This window comes from Nocardioides jiangxiensis (genome assembly GCF_030580915.1).
In the GTDB taxonomy this organism is placed as follows: Bacteria; Actinomycetota; Actinomycetes; order Propionibacteriales; family Nocardioidaceae; genus Nocardioides; species Nocardioides jiangxiensis.
This window is the reverse complement of the sequence record NZ_JAUQTA010000001.1, coordinates 1,852,366-1,867,439: the sequence shown is the minus strand read 5'-3', so window position 1 is coordinate 1,867,439 and position 15,074 is coordinate 1,852,366. Positions and strand designations below refer to the sequence as shown.

Annotated in this window: 12 protein-coding genes; 3 read left to right on the top strand and 9 right to left on the bottom strand. The window is 71.6% G+C overall.

Annotated elements, in window-relative coordinates; all coding sequences use genetic code 11:
- Window positions 1-42: 42 nt before the first annotated feature.
- Genes Q5722_RS09030 through tmk form a run of 3 tightly spaced genes read right to left on the bottom strand, consistent with a single transcriptional unit; the run spans window position 43 to window position 3,406 of the window.
- Complete coding sequence (locus tag Q5722_RS09030) at window positions 43-1,608, bottom strand: alpha/beta hydrolase (RefSeq protein WP_305027883.1); 1,566 nt, start codon at window positions 1,606-1,608, stop codon at window positions 43-45.
- Window positions 1,605-2,771 carry a DNA polymerase III subunit delta' gene (locus tag Q5722_RS09025; protein ID WP_305027882.1) on the bottom strand — a complete coding sequence of 389 codons (1,167 nt, stop codon included), beginning with the start codon at window positions 2,769-2,771 and terminating at the stop codon, window positions 1,605-1,607. The genes Q5722_RS09030 and Q5722_RS09025 overlap by 4 nt, the downstream gene beginning before the upstream one ends.
- Complete coding sequence (gene tmk / locus Q5722_RS09020; protein ID WP_305027881.1) at window positions 2,768-3,406, bottom strand: dTMP kinase; 639 nt, start codon at window positions 3,404-3,406, stop codon at window positions 2,768-2,770. The genes Q5722_RS09025 and tmk overlap by 4 nt, the downstream gene beginning before the upstream one ends.
- 106 nt (window positions 3,407-3,512) lie before the next feature.
- Between tmk and Q5722_RS09015 the strand changes: the two genes are divergently transcribed.
- Window positions 3,513-4,817: a hypothetical protein gene (locus Q5722_RS09015; protein WP_305027880.1), complete on the top strand. Its 1,305-nt coding sequence runs from the start codon at window positions 3,513-3,515 to the stop codon at window positions 4,815-4,817.
- Window positions 4,818-4,828: 11 nt separating this feature from the next.
- Here Q5722_RS09015 and Q5722_RS09010 read toward each other — a convergent pair whose 3' ends face one another.
- Window positions 4,829-5,881, bottom strand: a complete 1,053-nt coding sequence (locus tag Q5722_RS09010; protein ID WP_305027879.1) for an AraC family transcriptional regulator — start codon at window positions 5,879-5,881, stop codon at window positions 4,829-4,831.
- A 45-nt stretch (window positions 5,882-5,926) separates the two neighbouring features.
- On the opposite strand from Q5722_RS09010, the gene Q5722_RS09005 reads away from it, so the two are divergent.
- A complete protein-coding gene (locus tag Q5722_RS09005; RefSeq protein WP_305027878.1) occupies window positions 5,927-6,181 on the top strand; it encodes a DUF4242 domain-containing protein in 255 nt (84 codons plus the stop codon).
- Window positions 6,182-6,187: 6 nt separating this feature from the next.
- Complete coding sequence (locus Q5722_RS09000) at window positions 6,188-6,478, top strand: hypothetical protein (RefSeq protein WP_305027877.1); 291 nt, start codon at window positions 6,188-6,190, stop codon at window positions 6,476-6,478.
- A 54-nt stretch (window positions 6,479-6,532) separates the two neighbouring features.
- Here Q5722_RS09000 and Q5722_RS08995 read toward each other — a convergent pair whose 3' ends face one another.
- The 5 genes from Q5722_RS08995 to Q5722_RS08975 form a co-directional block, all read right to left on the bottom strand.
- Entirely contained in the window at window positions 6,533-7,696 is a 1,164-nt protein-coding gene (locus Q5722_RS08995; RefSeq protein WP_305027876.1) for a polysaccharide pyruvyl transferase family protein, read from the bottom strand.
- A 57-nt stretch (window positions 7,697-7,753) separates the two neighbouring features.
- Window positions 7,754-8,197 (bottom strand): hypothetical protein, encoded by a 444-nt coding sequence (locus tag Q5722_RS08990; RefSeq protein WP_305027875.1) that lies wholly within the window; start codon window positions 8,195-8,197, stop codon window positions 7,754-7,756.
- A 54-nt stretch (window positions 8,198-8,251) separates the two neighbouring features.
- Window positions 8,252-10,984 (bottom strand): type I DNA topoisomerase, encoded by a 2,733-nt coding sequence (topA, locus tag Q5722_RS08985; protein ID WP_305027874.1) that lies wholly within the window; start codon window positions 10,982-10,984, stop codon window positions 8,252-8,254.
- Window positions 10,985-11,114: 130 nt separating this feature from the next.
- Window positions 11,115-12,617, bottom strand: a complete 1,503-nt coding sequence (locus Q5722_RS08980; protein ID WP_305027873.1) for a DUF7059 domain-containing protein — start codon at window positions 12,615-12,617, stop codon at window positions 11,115-11,117.
- Between the two features lie 47 nt (window positions 12,618-12,664).
- The gene (locus Q5722_RS08975) at window positions 12,665-15,070 is read right to left on the bottom strand and encodes a sodium-translocating pyrophosphatase (protein WP_305027872.1); all 2,406 of its coding nucleotides are present in this window, start codon (window positions 15,068-15,070) and stop codon (window positions 12,665-12,667) included.
- Window positions 15,071-15,074: the final 4 nt, after the last annotated feature.

Below are 15,074 nucleotides of genomic sequence, written 5' to 3'. Positions count from 1 at the left end.
CCGCAGATGCAACGAGAAGACCGGGTCAGATCCTCGTTTGCGTCAGCACGAAAGGTTGTCCGTCGGGACGGTTCCGTCGATCAGGTAGCGCTCGACCGCGTCGTCGACACAGCTGTTGCCGTGACCGAAGCCCCCGTGCCCGTCGCCGTCGCGCGTGATCAGCACGCCGGAGGCGAGGTCGCTGGCCATCTTCCGGGCCCAGGCGAGCGGCGTGGCGGGGTCACGCGTCGTGCCGATGACCACGATCGGAGCGGCGCCACGGGCGTCGAGGTGCCAGTCCTGCCTCTTCTCGTCCTCCGCCGGGCCGAGCGACCCACAGCCGACCATGCCCCACGCGAAGATCCGCCCGAACGTCGGCGACTTCTCCGCGAAGCGCGGGAACAGCGCCGGGATCCGCGACGCAGGGAGCGAGCTCGGGTCGTCGTCGCAGTTGATCGCGAGGATCGCCTCGGCCGAGTTGTCCTGGTAGCCGCCGCCCTGCTTGCGGCCGTTGTACAGGTCGGCGAACGCGAGGAGCTGCCGCCCGTCACCCTTGAGCGCGGCCTCGAGGGCATCGGTCAGGTACGGCCAGTAGTCCTTGCTGTAGAGCGGGTAGATGATGCCGAGGAAGGCCCCTCCCTCCGTGAGCTCGCGGGTGCCGACCCGCAGCGGACGGGCGTCGACCTCGTCGAGGAAGTCGCGGACCTTCTGCAGCGCCGCGGGCCGGGATGACCCGAGGTAGCAGTCGCCGCCAGCGATGCAGTCGTCGACGTACGCCTCGAGCGCGACCTGGAAGCCGTGGGCCTGCTCGAGCATCGTGTCGAGCGCGGTCAGCGGCGGGTCGGCTCCGTCGAGCACCATCCGCCCCACCCGCTTCGGGAAGAGGTCGGCATAGGTGGCGCCGAGCTTGGTGCCGTAGGAGACACCGAGGTAGTCGACCTCGGCGTCGCCGAGCGCCGCGCGCAGGACGTCCATGTCGCGGGCTGCGTCGTGGGTGCCGAGGTGCCGGTAGAGGTCACCCGAGCGCTGCTGGCAGCCGGGCCCGAACGAGTCGGCGGCGGCGACGTACTCCTCGACCTCGGCCGGGGTGTCCGGATCGGGGTCCCCGGCCGTGTAGGCGTCGAGCTCGCTGTCGCTGAGGCAGTCGACCGGCTCGCTCGACCCCGTGCCGCGCGGGTCGAAGCCGACGACGTTGAAGTGCTCGTAGAGGGTGTCGGGGAACTTCATGAAGGGCGAGTCGGTTGCTGCCAGGTCGGTGCCGGGAGCACCGGGGCCGCCGGGGTTGACCAGCAGGTCGCGGGCCGTGCCCGGCGAGCGGTCCGCCGGGTTGCGCAGCACTGCGATGCCGATCGTGCGGCCTGCGGGACGGCGGTAGTCGAGCGGGACCTCGAGCGTCGCGCACTCGTCCCCGCCGGTGCGGCACCGGGACCACTCGAGCTTCTGCGCGTAGAACCGCGCCAGGGCCGGCGACGGCGACGTGCGCGACCCGGGCTGATCGGGCCGCGGCGGCATCGTGGTGGCCGTCGAGGAGTCGTCGCCCCGCTGGTCACGGACCAGCACGACCACGGCGAGGGCCATCGGGAACACGAGGGCGATGACGACCAGGACGACGGGCAGCGCACGCTTCACGACCGGCCACCGTCCGGAAGCCGGAGGGCCACCATCATGGACTCCAGCGCGAGCTGCGCCGGCACGTTGAACTCGAGCATCTGCTCGCGCGCGGTGAAGATCGCGTCGATGCGGCGCAGGTCCTCCTCCGGAGTGCTCACCTGGACCAGCCGCTCCAGGTCGGCCCGCAGCTCCTCGTTGACCAGCTGTGCTCCCGACCCCGTGCCGAGCGCGATGGCGTCGCGGTACACGCTGACCAGGTCCATCAGGCAGCGATCGACCACGTCGAGGACCCGGCGCTTGGCGCGGGTCTTCTGCCCCTTCTCGAGGGCGGCCAGCGCCGGTGCGTACTCACGCGGACGACGCCCTCGCTCCACCACGCCGTAGGCGGTGTCGAGGTCGACCTTCTCGCGCTTGTCGAGCTCGCCGGTGATCGCCTCCGCCTCAGCCTTCGCGGCCGCGTGCAGGCGGTCGGCTGCCTGCATGCAGGCGCCGAGGCTGGTGACCCGCATCGGGATCGAGACGATGTCGCGACGGCGGTTGCGCACGTCCTCGTCGGCCGCGAGCGCCCGGGCGCGGCCGATGTGGCCCTGGCTGTGCCGTGCGGCGTACGCGGCGAGGGAGTCGGGCACACCCATGCTCCGCACGAGGAACGCCGCGACGTCGGCCGGGGCCGGCGTCGACAGCGTCACCAGCCGGCAGCGCGAGCGGATCGTGGTCAGGACGTCCTCGACCGTCGGCGCGCAGAGCATCCAGACCGTGCGCGGCGTCGGCTCCTCGATCGCCTTCAGCAGCGCGTTGCAGGCCTGCTCGGTCAGCCGGTCGGCGTCCTCGACGATCAGGACCTGCCAGCGCCTGCCGACCGGGCTGAGTCCGCTGCGCCGCACGATGTCGCGGACCTCGTCGACACCGATCGAGAGCTTCTCCGTGCGGACGACCGAGACGTCGGCGTGGCTGCCGGCCAGGACCGTGTGGCACTCGTGGCAGGTGCCGCAGCCACCCCGCTCGCACTGCAGCGCCGCTGCGAAGGCGATCGCCGCGTTGGAGCGACCCGACCCCGGCGGTCCGGTGAAGAGCCAGGCGTGGGTCATGCCCTGTCCGTGTGCGGCCCGGTCGAGCGCGGCGATCGCCGGACGCTGCCCGACGAGCGTGTCCCAGACCGTGCCGGCCGCGGCCGTCGTCATGCCGTCACCAGGAGGGAAGCGACGCGGACCCGGATCTGCTCGTGGATCGAGGCGATCGTGGCGCGGGCGTCGAGCACGAGGTAGTGGTCGGGGTCGGCAGCAGCCATGTCGAGAAACGCCTGGCGCACCCGCTGGTGGAACTCCAGCGACTCCCCCTCGATGCGGTCGCGCTCCTCGAACCGGCCGAGCCCGGCCTGCGGCTCGAGGTCCAGTACGACGGTCAGGTGCGGCCGCAGGTCACGGGTCGCCCAGCGGTTGACCTGCTCCACCTCGGCGACCGCCTCGGTCCGGCCCGCGCCCTGGTAAGCGAGCGCCGAGTCGACGTAGCGGTCGGTGATGACGACCTCCCCGCGGGCGAGTGCCGGCAGCACGACGGTGTCGACGTGCTCGGCCTTGTCGGCGGCGTAGAGCAGCACCTCGGTGCGGTTGCTCAGCTCGCCGGTCTCCGGACTGAGCACGATCTCACGGATCCGCTGGCCGACCGAGGTGCCCCCGGGCTGGCGCGTCAGCACGACGGTGTGGCCCTCGGCCTCGAGCCACTCGCGGAGCAGGCCCGACTGGGTGGACTTGCCGCCGCCCTCGCCGCCCTCGAAGCAGACGAAGAGGCCGGTCGGAGAGAAGGCGCCCGCAGTCACGTCGTACACCTTATGGGCGGGGACCCACAGCGGGGCTTCCCGTCGGCACTGCGCTTCCCCGGGCCGGCCGGGTTACGGTGCTGGTGCACACCGAAGGGGGAGTTCGATGCACCTGGCCCGCGTACTTCTCGGCGCGACGCTGGTCGCCGTGCTGGGCGCGGTGGCGCCCGCGACCGCTGCCACCGCTCCGGTGCCGGTCTGGGGCGCACCGCAGAAGATGAGCCCGGACGGCGTGGTCGTCGAGAGGGTGGCCGTCGGCTCGATCGAGGGGCAGCTGGTCGTGGCGCGGGTGCAGCGACCGGTGGCCGGATCCACCTGCACGCTCTGGTTGACCCGGGAGACGGCCACGGCAGCGGCACCAGCGGCACAGCAGGTGGCGGGCGACCTCGCCTCCTGCGAGGGCCGGCCGGTCATCGGCCTGTCACGCAACGGCGCCGCGACCATCACGGTCGACGGCCGGTGGTCGGCGCTGCGCGCCGACGACACCTGGTCCCCGCTGCGCGCCGCCCCCACCAGCTCCTGCGGCGCGGAGAACGTCCGCGCCGTCATCGGCCTCTCCCGGAGCCGGACCGCGGTGGTGTCGGAGTGCCCGACCCCCGACCTTGACAGCGTGCGCCACCTCCGCGAGCGCATCTACCTCGACGGGGTCGGAGCACCCAGCGTCCGCACGCTGACTCCGCGCCCGTGCGCCGGATGGATGGATCCCCTCTGGGACAGCTCCGCGTCCGGTCAGGTCATGCTGGCATGGAGCTGCCGCTACGACCCGGACGTCGCGTCCCACGCGTCGACCATCGACTCCGCGCGCTACGTGCCCGGTCAGGGCTGGCGTGCCACGAAGGTGGTCGCCGACGGCCGCGGAAGCCGGACCTGGTACCGCATGCAGGCCGTCGGGGTCACCCCGAGCGGAAGTTCGACGGTCGTCTTCGCTCCGCAGTACCGCACCTGGCTCAAGGCGCGCCGGGCCAGTGCCGACGGCTACTTCGGGTCGGTCTACAAGATCGCGTCGACGCAGCCCCAGCCCGAGCCCGCGTGCCCGGCGTACCAGGCCAGCGTGCAGTCGTCGGGGCGGATCGACGTAGCCCTGGCCTACGAGCGCGTCTTCAGCCGTCCCGCCCTCAACCTGCCGGTCGACGCCAGCGAGACCTTCACCGACCGACCCCTCGACTGCCTCACCGAGAACGACATCCGGCTGGACCGGACCGGCCTGCTGTGGCGGGTCACGAAGGGCGACCTGATCGCCGTCAGGTGGCAGGGCCAGCTCCAGTGGTCGGCACCGCAGGACGTCGTTCCCGCCGGCAGCTTCGCCTACCCGGCGGCTGACGCGGTCGAGTCCCTCGGTCCTGACGCACACGCGTACTACCGGGTCGGCGGGGTGCTCTACCGACGCGTCGGGACGCTCCCGGGCGCCTGACACCGTGCGCCTCAGCCAGGCATGCCGCGGGCGCTCGGCACCCAGGTGCCGCGGTGCGTGCGCCAGACGCTCGGCGCCTCACCCCGGGCTCGCTTGAACGCCCGGCTGAAGGCCTCCTCCGCCTCGTAGCCGACCCTGCGCGCGACGGCGGCGACGGGCAGGTCGGAGTCGCGCAGCAGGTCACCGGCCACGTGCATGCGCCAGTCGGCCAGATAGCGGATCGGCGCGACCCCGAGCACCGTGCGGAACCGCTCGTCGAGCACGGTCGTGGAGACGTTCGCCTCGCGGGCGAGCCATTCCACGGTCCACCGCTCGCCGGGCGACCGGTGGATGGCGGCCAGCGCGGGGCCGGCGACCGGGTCACGCAGTCCCGCGAGCAGCCCGCGGCGTGAGGCAGGCGCCGACGCGAGGTGCAGCGTGAGGATCTCGACCAGCAGAGCCTGCGGGATCCCGACCGGCCCCTCGAGGTGGTCCTCCGCCATGGAGGTCTGGGCGAGCGCGTAGTCGATGCCGGCGCGCACCCAATCCCGCGCCGGCCCCTCGGGAGGCTGGACGACGAAGACCCGCGGCAGCGCCCCCAGGGTCGGGTCGAAGAGCACGTCGTCGCACGCGAGGTAGCCGCACACCAGCTCCGTCGCGGTCCCGCCCCCTCCGTGCCGGACGACCGGCATGGACTGCCAGGGCGGCGGGTCCAGCAGCGAGCGGAGCGGCGTGCACTCGGCCACGGCCGACCCGCCCATGCGGTGGGTGTCGCCGTACGGGAGCACGATCACGTCGCCTGCGCCGGCGTACAGGCGCTCCTCGCCGTCGACCTCCACCCAGGTCCGGCCGCGGGCCACGAGGTGGAAGAGCAGCATCCGCGGAGCGCCGGGCGCGAGCAGGGCGCGTGCGTCGGCCCCGGGCACGGACTCGTAGGCCCACGGCTCGCTGTAGACCCCGCGGAGGAAGATCGCGCCGTCGAGGCGTAGGCGTCCCAGCGTCGACGCCAGGTCCGGACCGGGCTCCCCGGTCGATCGGTCATCAGCGGCGGCGTCCCGGTCATGGCCGTGGAGCGCGGACGGCATGAACCTGAGTGTGTCACCGCTTCCACCCGACCGAAGGAGAATCCGATGCCTCTCTTCATGGACGTCCACGAGGAGCTTCCCGAAGGCGCCACCGCCGCCGATGTCGCCAACGCCCACGCCGCCGACGTCGCGATCCAGGACCAGTACGGCGTCACCTACCGCAGCTACTGGGTCGACGAGGCCAGCCGGAAGGTCTTCTGCCTCGTCGAGGCACCCGACGCGGACGCCGCCATCGCGGTCCACCGTGAGGCGCACGGCCTGGTCGCCGACAAGATCTACGAAGTCTCCGAAGGCAGCTGACCCACGATGTCCACGACGCTCGAGCGGCCGCACTCGCTGGCCCACCGCTTCAACTGCACCGGCTTCAGCCGCTGGGTCAACAGCCCGGCCGGGCGTGCCTTCCGCCTGGCGGCCGGCACGACGTTCCTGACCGTCGGGTTCCTGCTGCGCGGCTCGCCGGTCGGCATCGCCCTGATGGCCTGGAGCCTGGTCCCGCTCAGCGCCGGAGCGTTCAACCTCTGCTGGATCAGCGCCGTCCTCGGCGGACCGCTGCGGAGCAGCACGATCCGGGAGGCACAGGTCGCAGCGCCTCGCTGACCCCGGGAACGACGAAGGCCGGGCCCCCACGTGGGGCCCGGCCTCGCCGATCGGTCACTTGACGCCGAGCTCGTCCTTGATCGACGCGACCAGCTCGAGCATGTGCTCGTGGGCCTGCTGGCGGATCCGGGCGAGGTCCGCCGGGTCCGGGGTCGGCCGGTTGTCGAACTTCTCGATCAGCTCGTCGGAGTCGAAGCGCGCGACGAGGTCCCCGAGGCCGATGCGGTTCATGAAGTTGCGGTTCTTGTTCGTCGGGATCATGACGATCGACGGCACGCCGTACATCGTGGCGACGACGGTGCCGTGGAACTTCATGCTCGCCAGCACGGTGCACTCACCGATGGCCCGCGTGAGGTCGGTGAGGTCCTCGCTGTAGACGACCTCCTTGCCCTCGAACCGGAAGTCCTCGGCGTTCGCGACGTCACGCTTGCCGGTCTCGCCGGTGCCCAGGATGATGTGCCGGATCCGGAAGCCCTGGTCGGCCGCGTGACGGGCGAGCTCCTCGACCTTCGAGTAGTCGTCGGGGGTCTCGAGCTTCGGGCGGAAACGGGTGACGATGCCGAGGATCGGCGCGCCCTCCGGCTTCGGGGCGTCCGGCAGGTCGAGCGTGCAGACGATGTCGGGCGCGACGTGGATCGGGAAGTCGGGCTCCAGGTTCTCGCGGATCCAGTTGGCAGCCTGGTCGTCGCGGACGCCGACGCGCTTGAGGGCCGGGTTGTGGAAGAACCGGCGGTGCGACGCGATCGTCTCCTCGCGCGGCGGCTTCACGTTCGGGCCGGTGTAGAGCGGGACGCCGATGCCGACGACGAAGCACGGCTTCTTGAGAAACTTCGGGTTGAAGTACCGCGGGTCGCGGGCCCACGGCTGCAGGATGTCGCCGCCGCCGATGAGGATCGCGTCGACCTCGTTGACGATCTCGTGCACCGGTCGCGAGAAGAACGGCTGCGACGGGAGGTCCGCGAGGGGGCGGAGCTCGAAGTCGGGGAAGTACTTGTGGAAGATGTCGAGGAAGAGCTCGTCGCCGTAGTTGCCCGGGCCGAAGAAGCCGGCCAGGCCCAGGATCGGCTTGCCCTCACCGCGCTGGAACGGCGTGAGCGGCGCGGGGGCAGGCGCGGCGGGGGCCGCAGGCGCAGCCGGGGTGCCGCGGCGGGCGTCGATCCGGCGCTTGAGGGCGCGCTTGACGCGCCCGGCGAACTGGCGGGGGCCGCCGTTGCTCATGGTGTGAGCCTTCCGTCGTTGGTGTCTGCGGGTCAGATCATCGCAGGTCGACGGAGATCACGAGGTGTAGCCCCACGTGCCGAAGGTGTGGAGGGCGTAGCCGAGGCTGAGGGCGAGCTGCCACGGCAGGACCAGCACGTAGCCGAACGCCACCGGCCGGAGCCGCTTCCAGAACCCCACGCCGAGCGCGACCGGGATGCTCGCGAGCAGGACCCACCACAGCACCGGCCATGCGGCGTACGACGGCAGGAGGTCGGTGCCGTGCGGCCCCTTCTCCAGGCCCGCGCCGTAGCCCCAGCCGGCACCGAAGCCGCCGGCCGCGCCGACCAGGAAGAGGACGAGGGCCAGCAGCCCGCGCCCCGTCGCCTTGACGCCGCGCACGAGGCGTGAAGCCGCCACCGGGCCGGCTTCCTGCTCGACCACGCTCAGGGCAGGCAGTGCGTCACGGTCGGCGACGATCTCGTCGGCGGCCTCCGGGTCAAGCCACTCCTGGATGCTCATACGAGCATCATGCGTCCGGAGTGTCCTGATTCCCGGCAGGCACCACCGCGTCGTTCACGCCTTCTTGGCGGCGGCCTTCGTCGCGGTCGCCTTCTTGGCGGTCTTCTTCGCTGCGGCCTTCTTCGCGGTCGCCTTCTTGGCGGTCGCCTTCTTGGCCGTCTTCTTCGCCGCCTTCTTGGCCGGGCCCTTCGCCCGCCGCTCGGCGAGCAGCTCCGCGGCTCGCTCGATCGTCATCGACTCGATCGTGTCGTCCTTGCGCAGCGTCGCGTTGTACTCGCCGTCCGTGACGTAGTCACCGAACCGGCCCGACTTGATGACGACCGGCTGACCGGAGACCGGGTCCGGGCCGAGCTCCTTGAGCGGCGGGGTCGCCGCGCCACGGCCGCGCTGCTTCGGCTGGGCGTAGATCGCCAGAGCCTCCTCGAGCGTGATCGTGAGCAGCTGGGCCTCGCTCGCGATCGTGCGGGAGTCCGTGCCCTTCTTCAGGTACGGGCCGTAGCGACCGTTCTGAGCGGTGATCTCCTCGCCGTCCTCCGCGACGCCGACGACGCGCGGCAGGGAGAGCAGCTGGACGGCCTGCTCGAGGGTGATCGTGTCGAGCGACATGTCCTTGAAGAGCGACCCGGTGCGCGGCTTGACCGCGTTCTTCCCGGTCTTCGGGGCGTCCTCGGGCAGGACCTCGGTGACGTAGGGGCCGAAGCGGCCGTTCTTCGCCACGACCTGGAGGCCGGTGTCGGGGTGGACGCCGAGCTCGATCTCGGCGCCGGCCGGGTTGGCGAAGAGCTCGCGCGCCTTCGCCGCCGTCAGCTCGTCCGGCGGCAGGTCGTCGGGGACGTTGGCCCGCTTGGGCGCGCCGTCGGCGTCGCCCTCCGGCCCCTCGATGTAGGGGCCGTAGCGGCCGACCCGAAGCACGATGCCGTCGGCCGGGTCACCCACCGGGAAGGTCGCCAGCGCCTTGGCGTCGATCTCGCCGAGCCCGTCGACCAGCGGCTTGACGCCGACCTTCTCGTCGGAGCCGAAGTAGAACTCGCGGAGCTCGACGACCTTGTTGCGCTCGCCGCGGGCGATGCCGTCGAGCACCTCCTCCAGCGAGGCGGTGAAGTCGTAGTCGATCAGCCGCGTGAAGTGGTCCTCGAGCAGCCGGACGACGGAGAACGCGATCCACGCGGGGACGAGGGCGGTGCCCTTCTTGTAGACGTAGCCGCGGTTGATGATCGTCGAGATGATGCTCGCGTACGTCGACGGGCGGCCGATCTCGCGGTCCTCGAGCTCCTTGATGAGCGTGGCCTCGGTGAAGCGCGCCGGCGGCTTCGTCTCGTGGCCGGCGGCGCTGAGGCTCGCAGCGGAGACGGCAGCCCCCTCGGCGAGCTGGGGCAGCCGGGCCTCGGCGTCGTCCTTGGTGGCGTCGTTGTCGGTGCCCTCGACGTACGCCTTGAGGAAGCCGTGGAAGGTGATCGTGCGACCGGAGGCGGCGAAGACGACGTCACGACCGTCGGAAGCGGTGCCGCCGAGGCGGACCGAGACCGTGTTGCCGGTGGCGTCCTTCATCTGGGAGGCGACCGTGCGCATCCAGATCAGCTCGTAGAGGCGGAACTGGTCGCCGGAGAGACCGGTCTGCGCAGGCGTGCGGAAGTGCTCGCCGGCGGGGCGGATCGCCTCGTGCGCCTCCTGCGCGTTCTTCACCTTCGAGGCGTAGACGCGGGGACGGTCCGGCAGGTACTCGGCGCCGTACAGCTCGCGGACCTGCTCGCGTGCCGCGCCGATGGCGGAGTCGCTGAGCGTCGTCGAGTCGGTACGCATGTAGGTGATGTAGCCGCCCTCGTAGAGGCGCTGCGCGACCGACATCGCGACCTGCGCGGACATGCCGAGCTTGCGGCTCGCCTCCTGCTGCAGCGTCGTCGTCCGGAACGGCGCGTAGGGGCTGCGCTTGTAGGGCTTCGACTCGACGGAGCGCACCGTGTACGCGGTGTCGCGCAGACCCTCGACCAGCGCCTCGGCCGCCTTGCGGTCCAGGTGGGCGACGCCGGCCTTGGTCGCCGCAGCCGTGAGCGTGGCGGTGTTGTCGAAGTCGGAGCCGCGGGCGATGCGGGCGCCGTCGATCGAGTGGATCTTGGCGGGGAACATCCGCTGGTCGTGGGACGCCCCCGCGTCGAAGGTGCCCTCGAGGTCCCAGTAGGAGGCGACCTTGAAGGCCATCCGCTCCTTCTCGCGGTCGACCACGAGCCGGGTCGCGACCGACTGGACACGGCCGGCCGAGAGGCCGCTCTGCACCTTGCGCCAGAGCACCGGCGAGACCTCGTAGCCGTAGAGGCGGTCGAGGATGCGGCGGGTCTCCTGCGCCTCGACGAGGTCGTGGTTGATGTCGCGCGGGTTCTCGACGGCGGCGATGATCGCCGGCTTGGTGATCTCGTGGAAGACCATCCGGTGCACGGGGACGCCCTTCTTGGGCTTCAGCTCCTCGAGCAGGTGCCACGCGATGGCCTCGCCCTCGCGGTCCTCATCGGTGGCGAGGTAGAGCTCGTCGGCGTCCTTCAGCAGCGACTTGAGCTTGGTCATGTGCGACTTCTTGTCACGCGGCACGACGTAGTACGGCGTGAACTCGTGGTCGACGTCGATGCCGAGCCGGCCCCACGGCTGGTCCTTGATCTTCGCGGGGATCTCGGCGGCGTTGTTGGGGAGGTCGCGGATGTGGCCGATCGAGGACTCGACGACGTAGCCCGGACCGAGGTACCCGCCGATCGTGCGGGCCTTGGCCGGGGACTCGACGATGACCAGCTTGTGTCCCACGCGCTCTGCTCTCCCTGATGCCTTCGTGGCGTCTCCCCTTGCCGGGAGGGTGCTCACGGCGGCTCACTGTAGCCCCACGCTTCACGGCGTCCAGTGCGGATGTGAGGTGATCCGCACCGCCGACCTCCGGTCAGGCCAGCTCGAGGAAGCCCTCGGCGACGAGCTCGCGGACCTTCTCCGCATATCCGGCACGGGTCTCCACGGCGTCCAGCTCGAGGAGCTCGGCGAGGGCGTCGAGGATCTGCCCCACGGTCAGCTCGCCGTCGCAGGCACCGACGAGGGCGGCCTCCACGGTGTCGGCCTTGCGGGCACGACGGAAGCCGCGCTGCTGGCGCAGCACCACCGAGTGCGGGTCCTCGGCGCCGGGTGCGCCGACGGTCTCCTGCTGGACGTCCTCGCGGGTCTGCAGGCGTGCCGCGAAGAGGGCGTCACCGTCGAGGGTGGCGAGCGCGTCGACGGCGTCGCCCCAGGCACCGATCGCCGGCGCGATCGGCTGCTCGACGTCGTACGGCCACTCCTCGAGGCGGTACGTCGGCTCCCCCGCGGCGTCGGCGGGGCGCTTGCGCAGGTTGATCCAGCCGAAGCCGACTGCCTCGATGCCCTGCTCCTCGAACCACGCCAGCCAGGTGTCGTAGCGGTGCAGGTAGTCCTGGGCGCTCTGCAGGCCGGCGTCCTTCAGCCAGAGCTCGACGTAGCTGGCCGGGTCGAGGACCTCGCGCTGGACCACGAACGCGTCGCACGTGCCGTCGAGCCAGCCCGCGAGCCGCTCGTCCCACGGGGTGTCGGCCCTGATGATCCAGTTGGCCAGCACCTGGCACCAGCCGCCGTCGTTGAGCAGTGCCGGCGCCTTGCGCACGATGTCCTCGACGACGCGGTCACCCGGCAGGCCGGAGTCGCGGTAGACGAGGCGCTCGCCGGTCGCCGGCGAGATCACGAACGGCGGGTTGGTCGCGATCAGGTCGAACGTCTCGCCCTCGACCGGCTCGAAGAAGGAACCGTCGACGACCTGGACGTTGGGGGTCTGGTTGAGGTGCGCGTTGAACTCCGCGATCCACAGCGCACGCTTGTTGACGTCGGTGGCCACGACCCGCTCGGCGTGACCCGCCAGGTGCAGCGCCTGGACGCCGCAGCCGGTGCCGAGGTCGAGGGCTGCCTGGACCGGGTGACGCAGGGTCAGCTGGGCCAGGCTCGTCGAGGCGGACGAGATGCCGAGGACGTGGTTGGCACCGACCTTGTTAGGGGTGCCGTCGAGGCCAGGCGTCAGGTCGGAGACGACCCAGAAGTCCCGGTCGCTGTCCTCGTCGAGGTGAGCCCCGTACGGGCGGACGTCGATCCGCGCGGCGACCTCGGAGAGGCTGCGCTCCAGGATGCCCTCGACGCAGAGCCGGTCGACCAGGTCCGGCAGCGCCTTCTCGGCCTCGTCGACCGGGACGGTCGCCTGCAGCAGGAAGAGGCGGGTCAGCGTCTCGAGCGGCGTGCCGCCGGTGGTACGCCGCAGGCCCGGCGCGGTCTCGTTGCGCGACAGGGCGTTGTGCGCGATCGGACCGAGCAGGCCAGCCACTCCGTCGTACGTGTAGTCGGCGGCGGCGAGGGCGTCGCGGAGAGCAAGGGCGAGGGGCGCGCGGTCGGTCACGCGCCCCATCATCCCCGACGGACGATGGGGCGCGTGGCGCGGGCGGGTCAGTGGCGGACCAGGCCCCGCCGCGAGTGCGGCGGCTCGTGGGCACCGGGGCGCTCCGGCTGCGCCGGGGGCTTCATGCCGGCCGGGCTGTCGGGCACCTCGACCTTGTCATGCAGGTGGCTGGTACGCCGCTTGCTCACGACCACCGCGGTCACGATGATCGCCAGCGCGACCCCCGCGATGAGCAGCGAGAGCGGGCGATTGGCGTCCCTGCCGAGGGTCATGCTGACGACGGCACCGACGATCAGGAGGCTGACGAGGTTCATCACCTTGATCAGCGGGTTGATCGCGGGACCGGCGGTGTCCTTGAACGGGTCGCCGACCGTGTCGCCGATGACCGTCGCCGCATGGGCATCAGAGCCCTTGCCTCCGTGATGACCGTCCTCGACGAGCTTCTTGGCGTTGTCCCAGGCGCCACCGGCGTTGGCGAGGAAGACGGCCATCAGCGTGCCCGCTCCGATCGCCCCGGCGAGGAAGCCGGCGAGCGGTCCGACGCCGAGGCCGAAGCCCACGACGACAGGGGCCATCACCGCCAGCACGCCGGGCGTCACCAGCTCGCGCAGCGAGTCGCGGGTGACGATGTCGACCACGCGCCCGTACGCCGGACGGCTGGTGCCGGCCATGATCCCCGGGTCCTCCGCGAACTGCTTGCGGACCTCCATGACGACCGCCCCCGCCGCGCGCCCGACCGCGTTGATGGCCAAGCCGGCGAAGAGGAAGACGACACTGACGCCGATCAGCAGGCCGACCAGCACGTCCGGGCTGAACACCGCGAACGTGGGCGCCTTGGTGGCCCCGCTGGCCTGCAGCTCGTCGATGACCGACCCGATGTAGGAGCCGAACAGCGCACTCGCCGCCAGGACTGCCGTGGCGATGGCGATGCCCTTGGTGATCGCCTTCGTGGTGTTGCCGACCGCGTCGAGCTCCGTGAGGACCTGCGCCCCCGACTCGTGCACGTCGCCCGACATCTCGGCGATGCCCTGGGCGTTGTCGGAGACCGGCCCGAAGGTGTCCATCGCGACGATGACACCGACGGTGGTGAGCAGTCCGCAGCCGGTGAGGGCGACCGCGAAGAGCGCCACGCTCAGGCTCCCCGAGCCCAGCGCGAAGGCGCCAAAGACCGCCGCCCCGATCACCAGCGTCGTGTAGACCGCCGACTCGAAACCGACGCTCAGGCCGCTGAGGATCACCGTCGCGGCGCCCGTGACGCTGGTGCGCGCCACGCCCCGCACGGGCTCGTGCTCCGTGCCGGTGAACCAGCCGGTGAGCGCGAGGATCACGGCGGCCAGCACGATGCCGATCAGCACCGCGGAGGCCGCCACCAGCGCCGGGTTGATGGCGCCGGGGTTGTTGCCGGTGAGGGCATCGAGCTCCTGGGCGGCACCGGCGGTCGCGCTGTTGAGGCCACCGTGGAGCCCGCCGATCGTGCGCGGGAGGTAGGCGAACGCGACGCCGCTGCAGGCGACCGCGGCGACCGCGGCCGAGATGTAGAAGGCGCGGTTGATCGTGCGCAGGCCGTTCTCGCCGGCCCGCGGCCGGCAGAGGAAGATGCCCACGACAGCGGTCACGGCACCCACGGCGGGCACCAGGAGCGGGAACACCAGCCCCTGCACGCCGAACGCAGCGGACCCGAGGATGAGCGCGGCGACCAGGGTGACGGCGTACGACTCGAAGAGGTCGGCGGCCATGCCGGCGCAGTCGCCGACGTTGTCGCCCACGTTGTCCGCGATCGTCGCGGCGTTGCGCGGGTCGTCCTCCGGGATGCCCTGCTCGACCTTGCCGACCAGGTCGGCTCCGACGTCGGCGGCTTTGGTGAAGATGCCGCCGCCGACACGCATGAACATCGCCAGCAGCGCCGCCCCGAAGCCGAAGCCCTCGAGGACGTGCGGCGCCTGGCCGGCGTACAGGAGGACGACGAGGCTGGCGCCGAGCAGGCCCAGGCCGACCGTGGCCATGCCGACGAAGGCACCGGTGCGGAACGCCAGGTTCATCGCCGGCTCGCGGCCGGCACCGCCGGGCTCGTCGGCCGCGGCGGCGACGCGCACGTTGCTGCGGACCGCGAGCCACATGCCGAGGTAGCCGATGGTCGCCGAGAACGCCGCCCCGACGAGGAAGAACGCCGAGCGGCCCAGCCGCACCGACAGGTCGTCGGCCGGCAGGGCGAGCAGGAGCAGGAACGCGATGACCGCGAACCCGGCCAGGGTCGTGAGCTGCCGTCGCAGGTAGGCGTCAGCACCCTCCTGCACAGCGCGCGCGATCTCGCGCATCGTCGGGGTGCCCTCGTCGGCGGCCAGCACCTGCCGTCGGAACACGGCCGCCATGATCAGGGCGAGAAGTGCCACCGCTCCGACGCCGAGCACCAGCGTCAGGTCGGATCCGGTCAGGTCGATGTCTGCAGCACGCATGCCA

What these genes read in the sequence shown, in the direction of transcription:
- Q5722_RS08995 (WP_305027876.1), bottom strand. Translation starts at nt 7,696, where the DNA reads ATGAGCAACGGCGGCCCCCGCCAGTTCGCCGGGCGCGTCAAGCGCGCC.
- Q5722_RS08975 (WP_305027872.1), bottom strand. Translation starts at nt 15,070, where the DNA reads ATGCGTGCTGCAGACATCGACCTGACCGGATCCGACCTGACGCTGGTG.
- Q5722_RS09025 (WP_305027882.1), bottom strand. Translation starts at nt 2,771, where the DNA reads ATGACGACGGCCGCGGCCGGCACGGTCTGGGACACGCTCGTCGGGCAG.
- Q5722_RS09015 (WP_305027880.1), top strand. Translation starts at nt 3,513, where the DNA reads ATGCACCTGGCCCGCGTACTTCTCGGCGCGACGCTGGTCGCCGTGCTG.
- Q5722_RS09000 (WP_305027877.1), top strand. Translation starts at nt 6,188, where the DNA reads ATGTCCACGACGCTCGAGCGGCCGCACTCGCTGGCCCACCGCTTCAAC.
- Q5722_RS09005 (WP_305027878.1), top strand. Translation starts at nt 5,927, where the DNA reads ATGCCTCTCTTCATGGACGTCCACGAGGAGCTTCCCGAAGGCGCCACC.
- Q5722_RS09010 (WP_305027879.1), bottom strand. Translation starts at nt 5,881, where the DNA reads ATGCCGTCCGCGCTCCACGGCCATGACCGGGACGCCGCCGCTGATGAC.
- Q5722_RS08990 (WP_305027875.1), bottom strand. Translation starts at nt 8,197, where the DNA reads ATGAGCATCCAGGAGTGGCTTGACCCGGAGGCCGCCGACGAGATCGTC.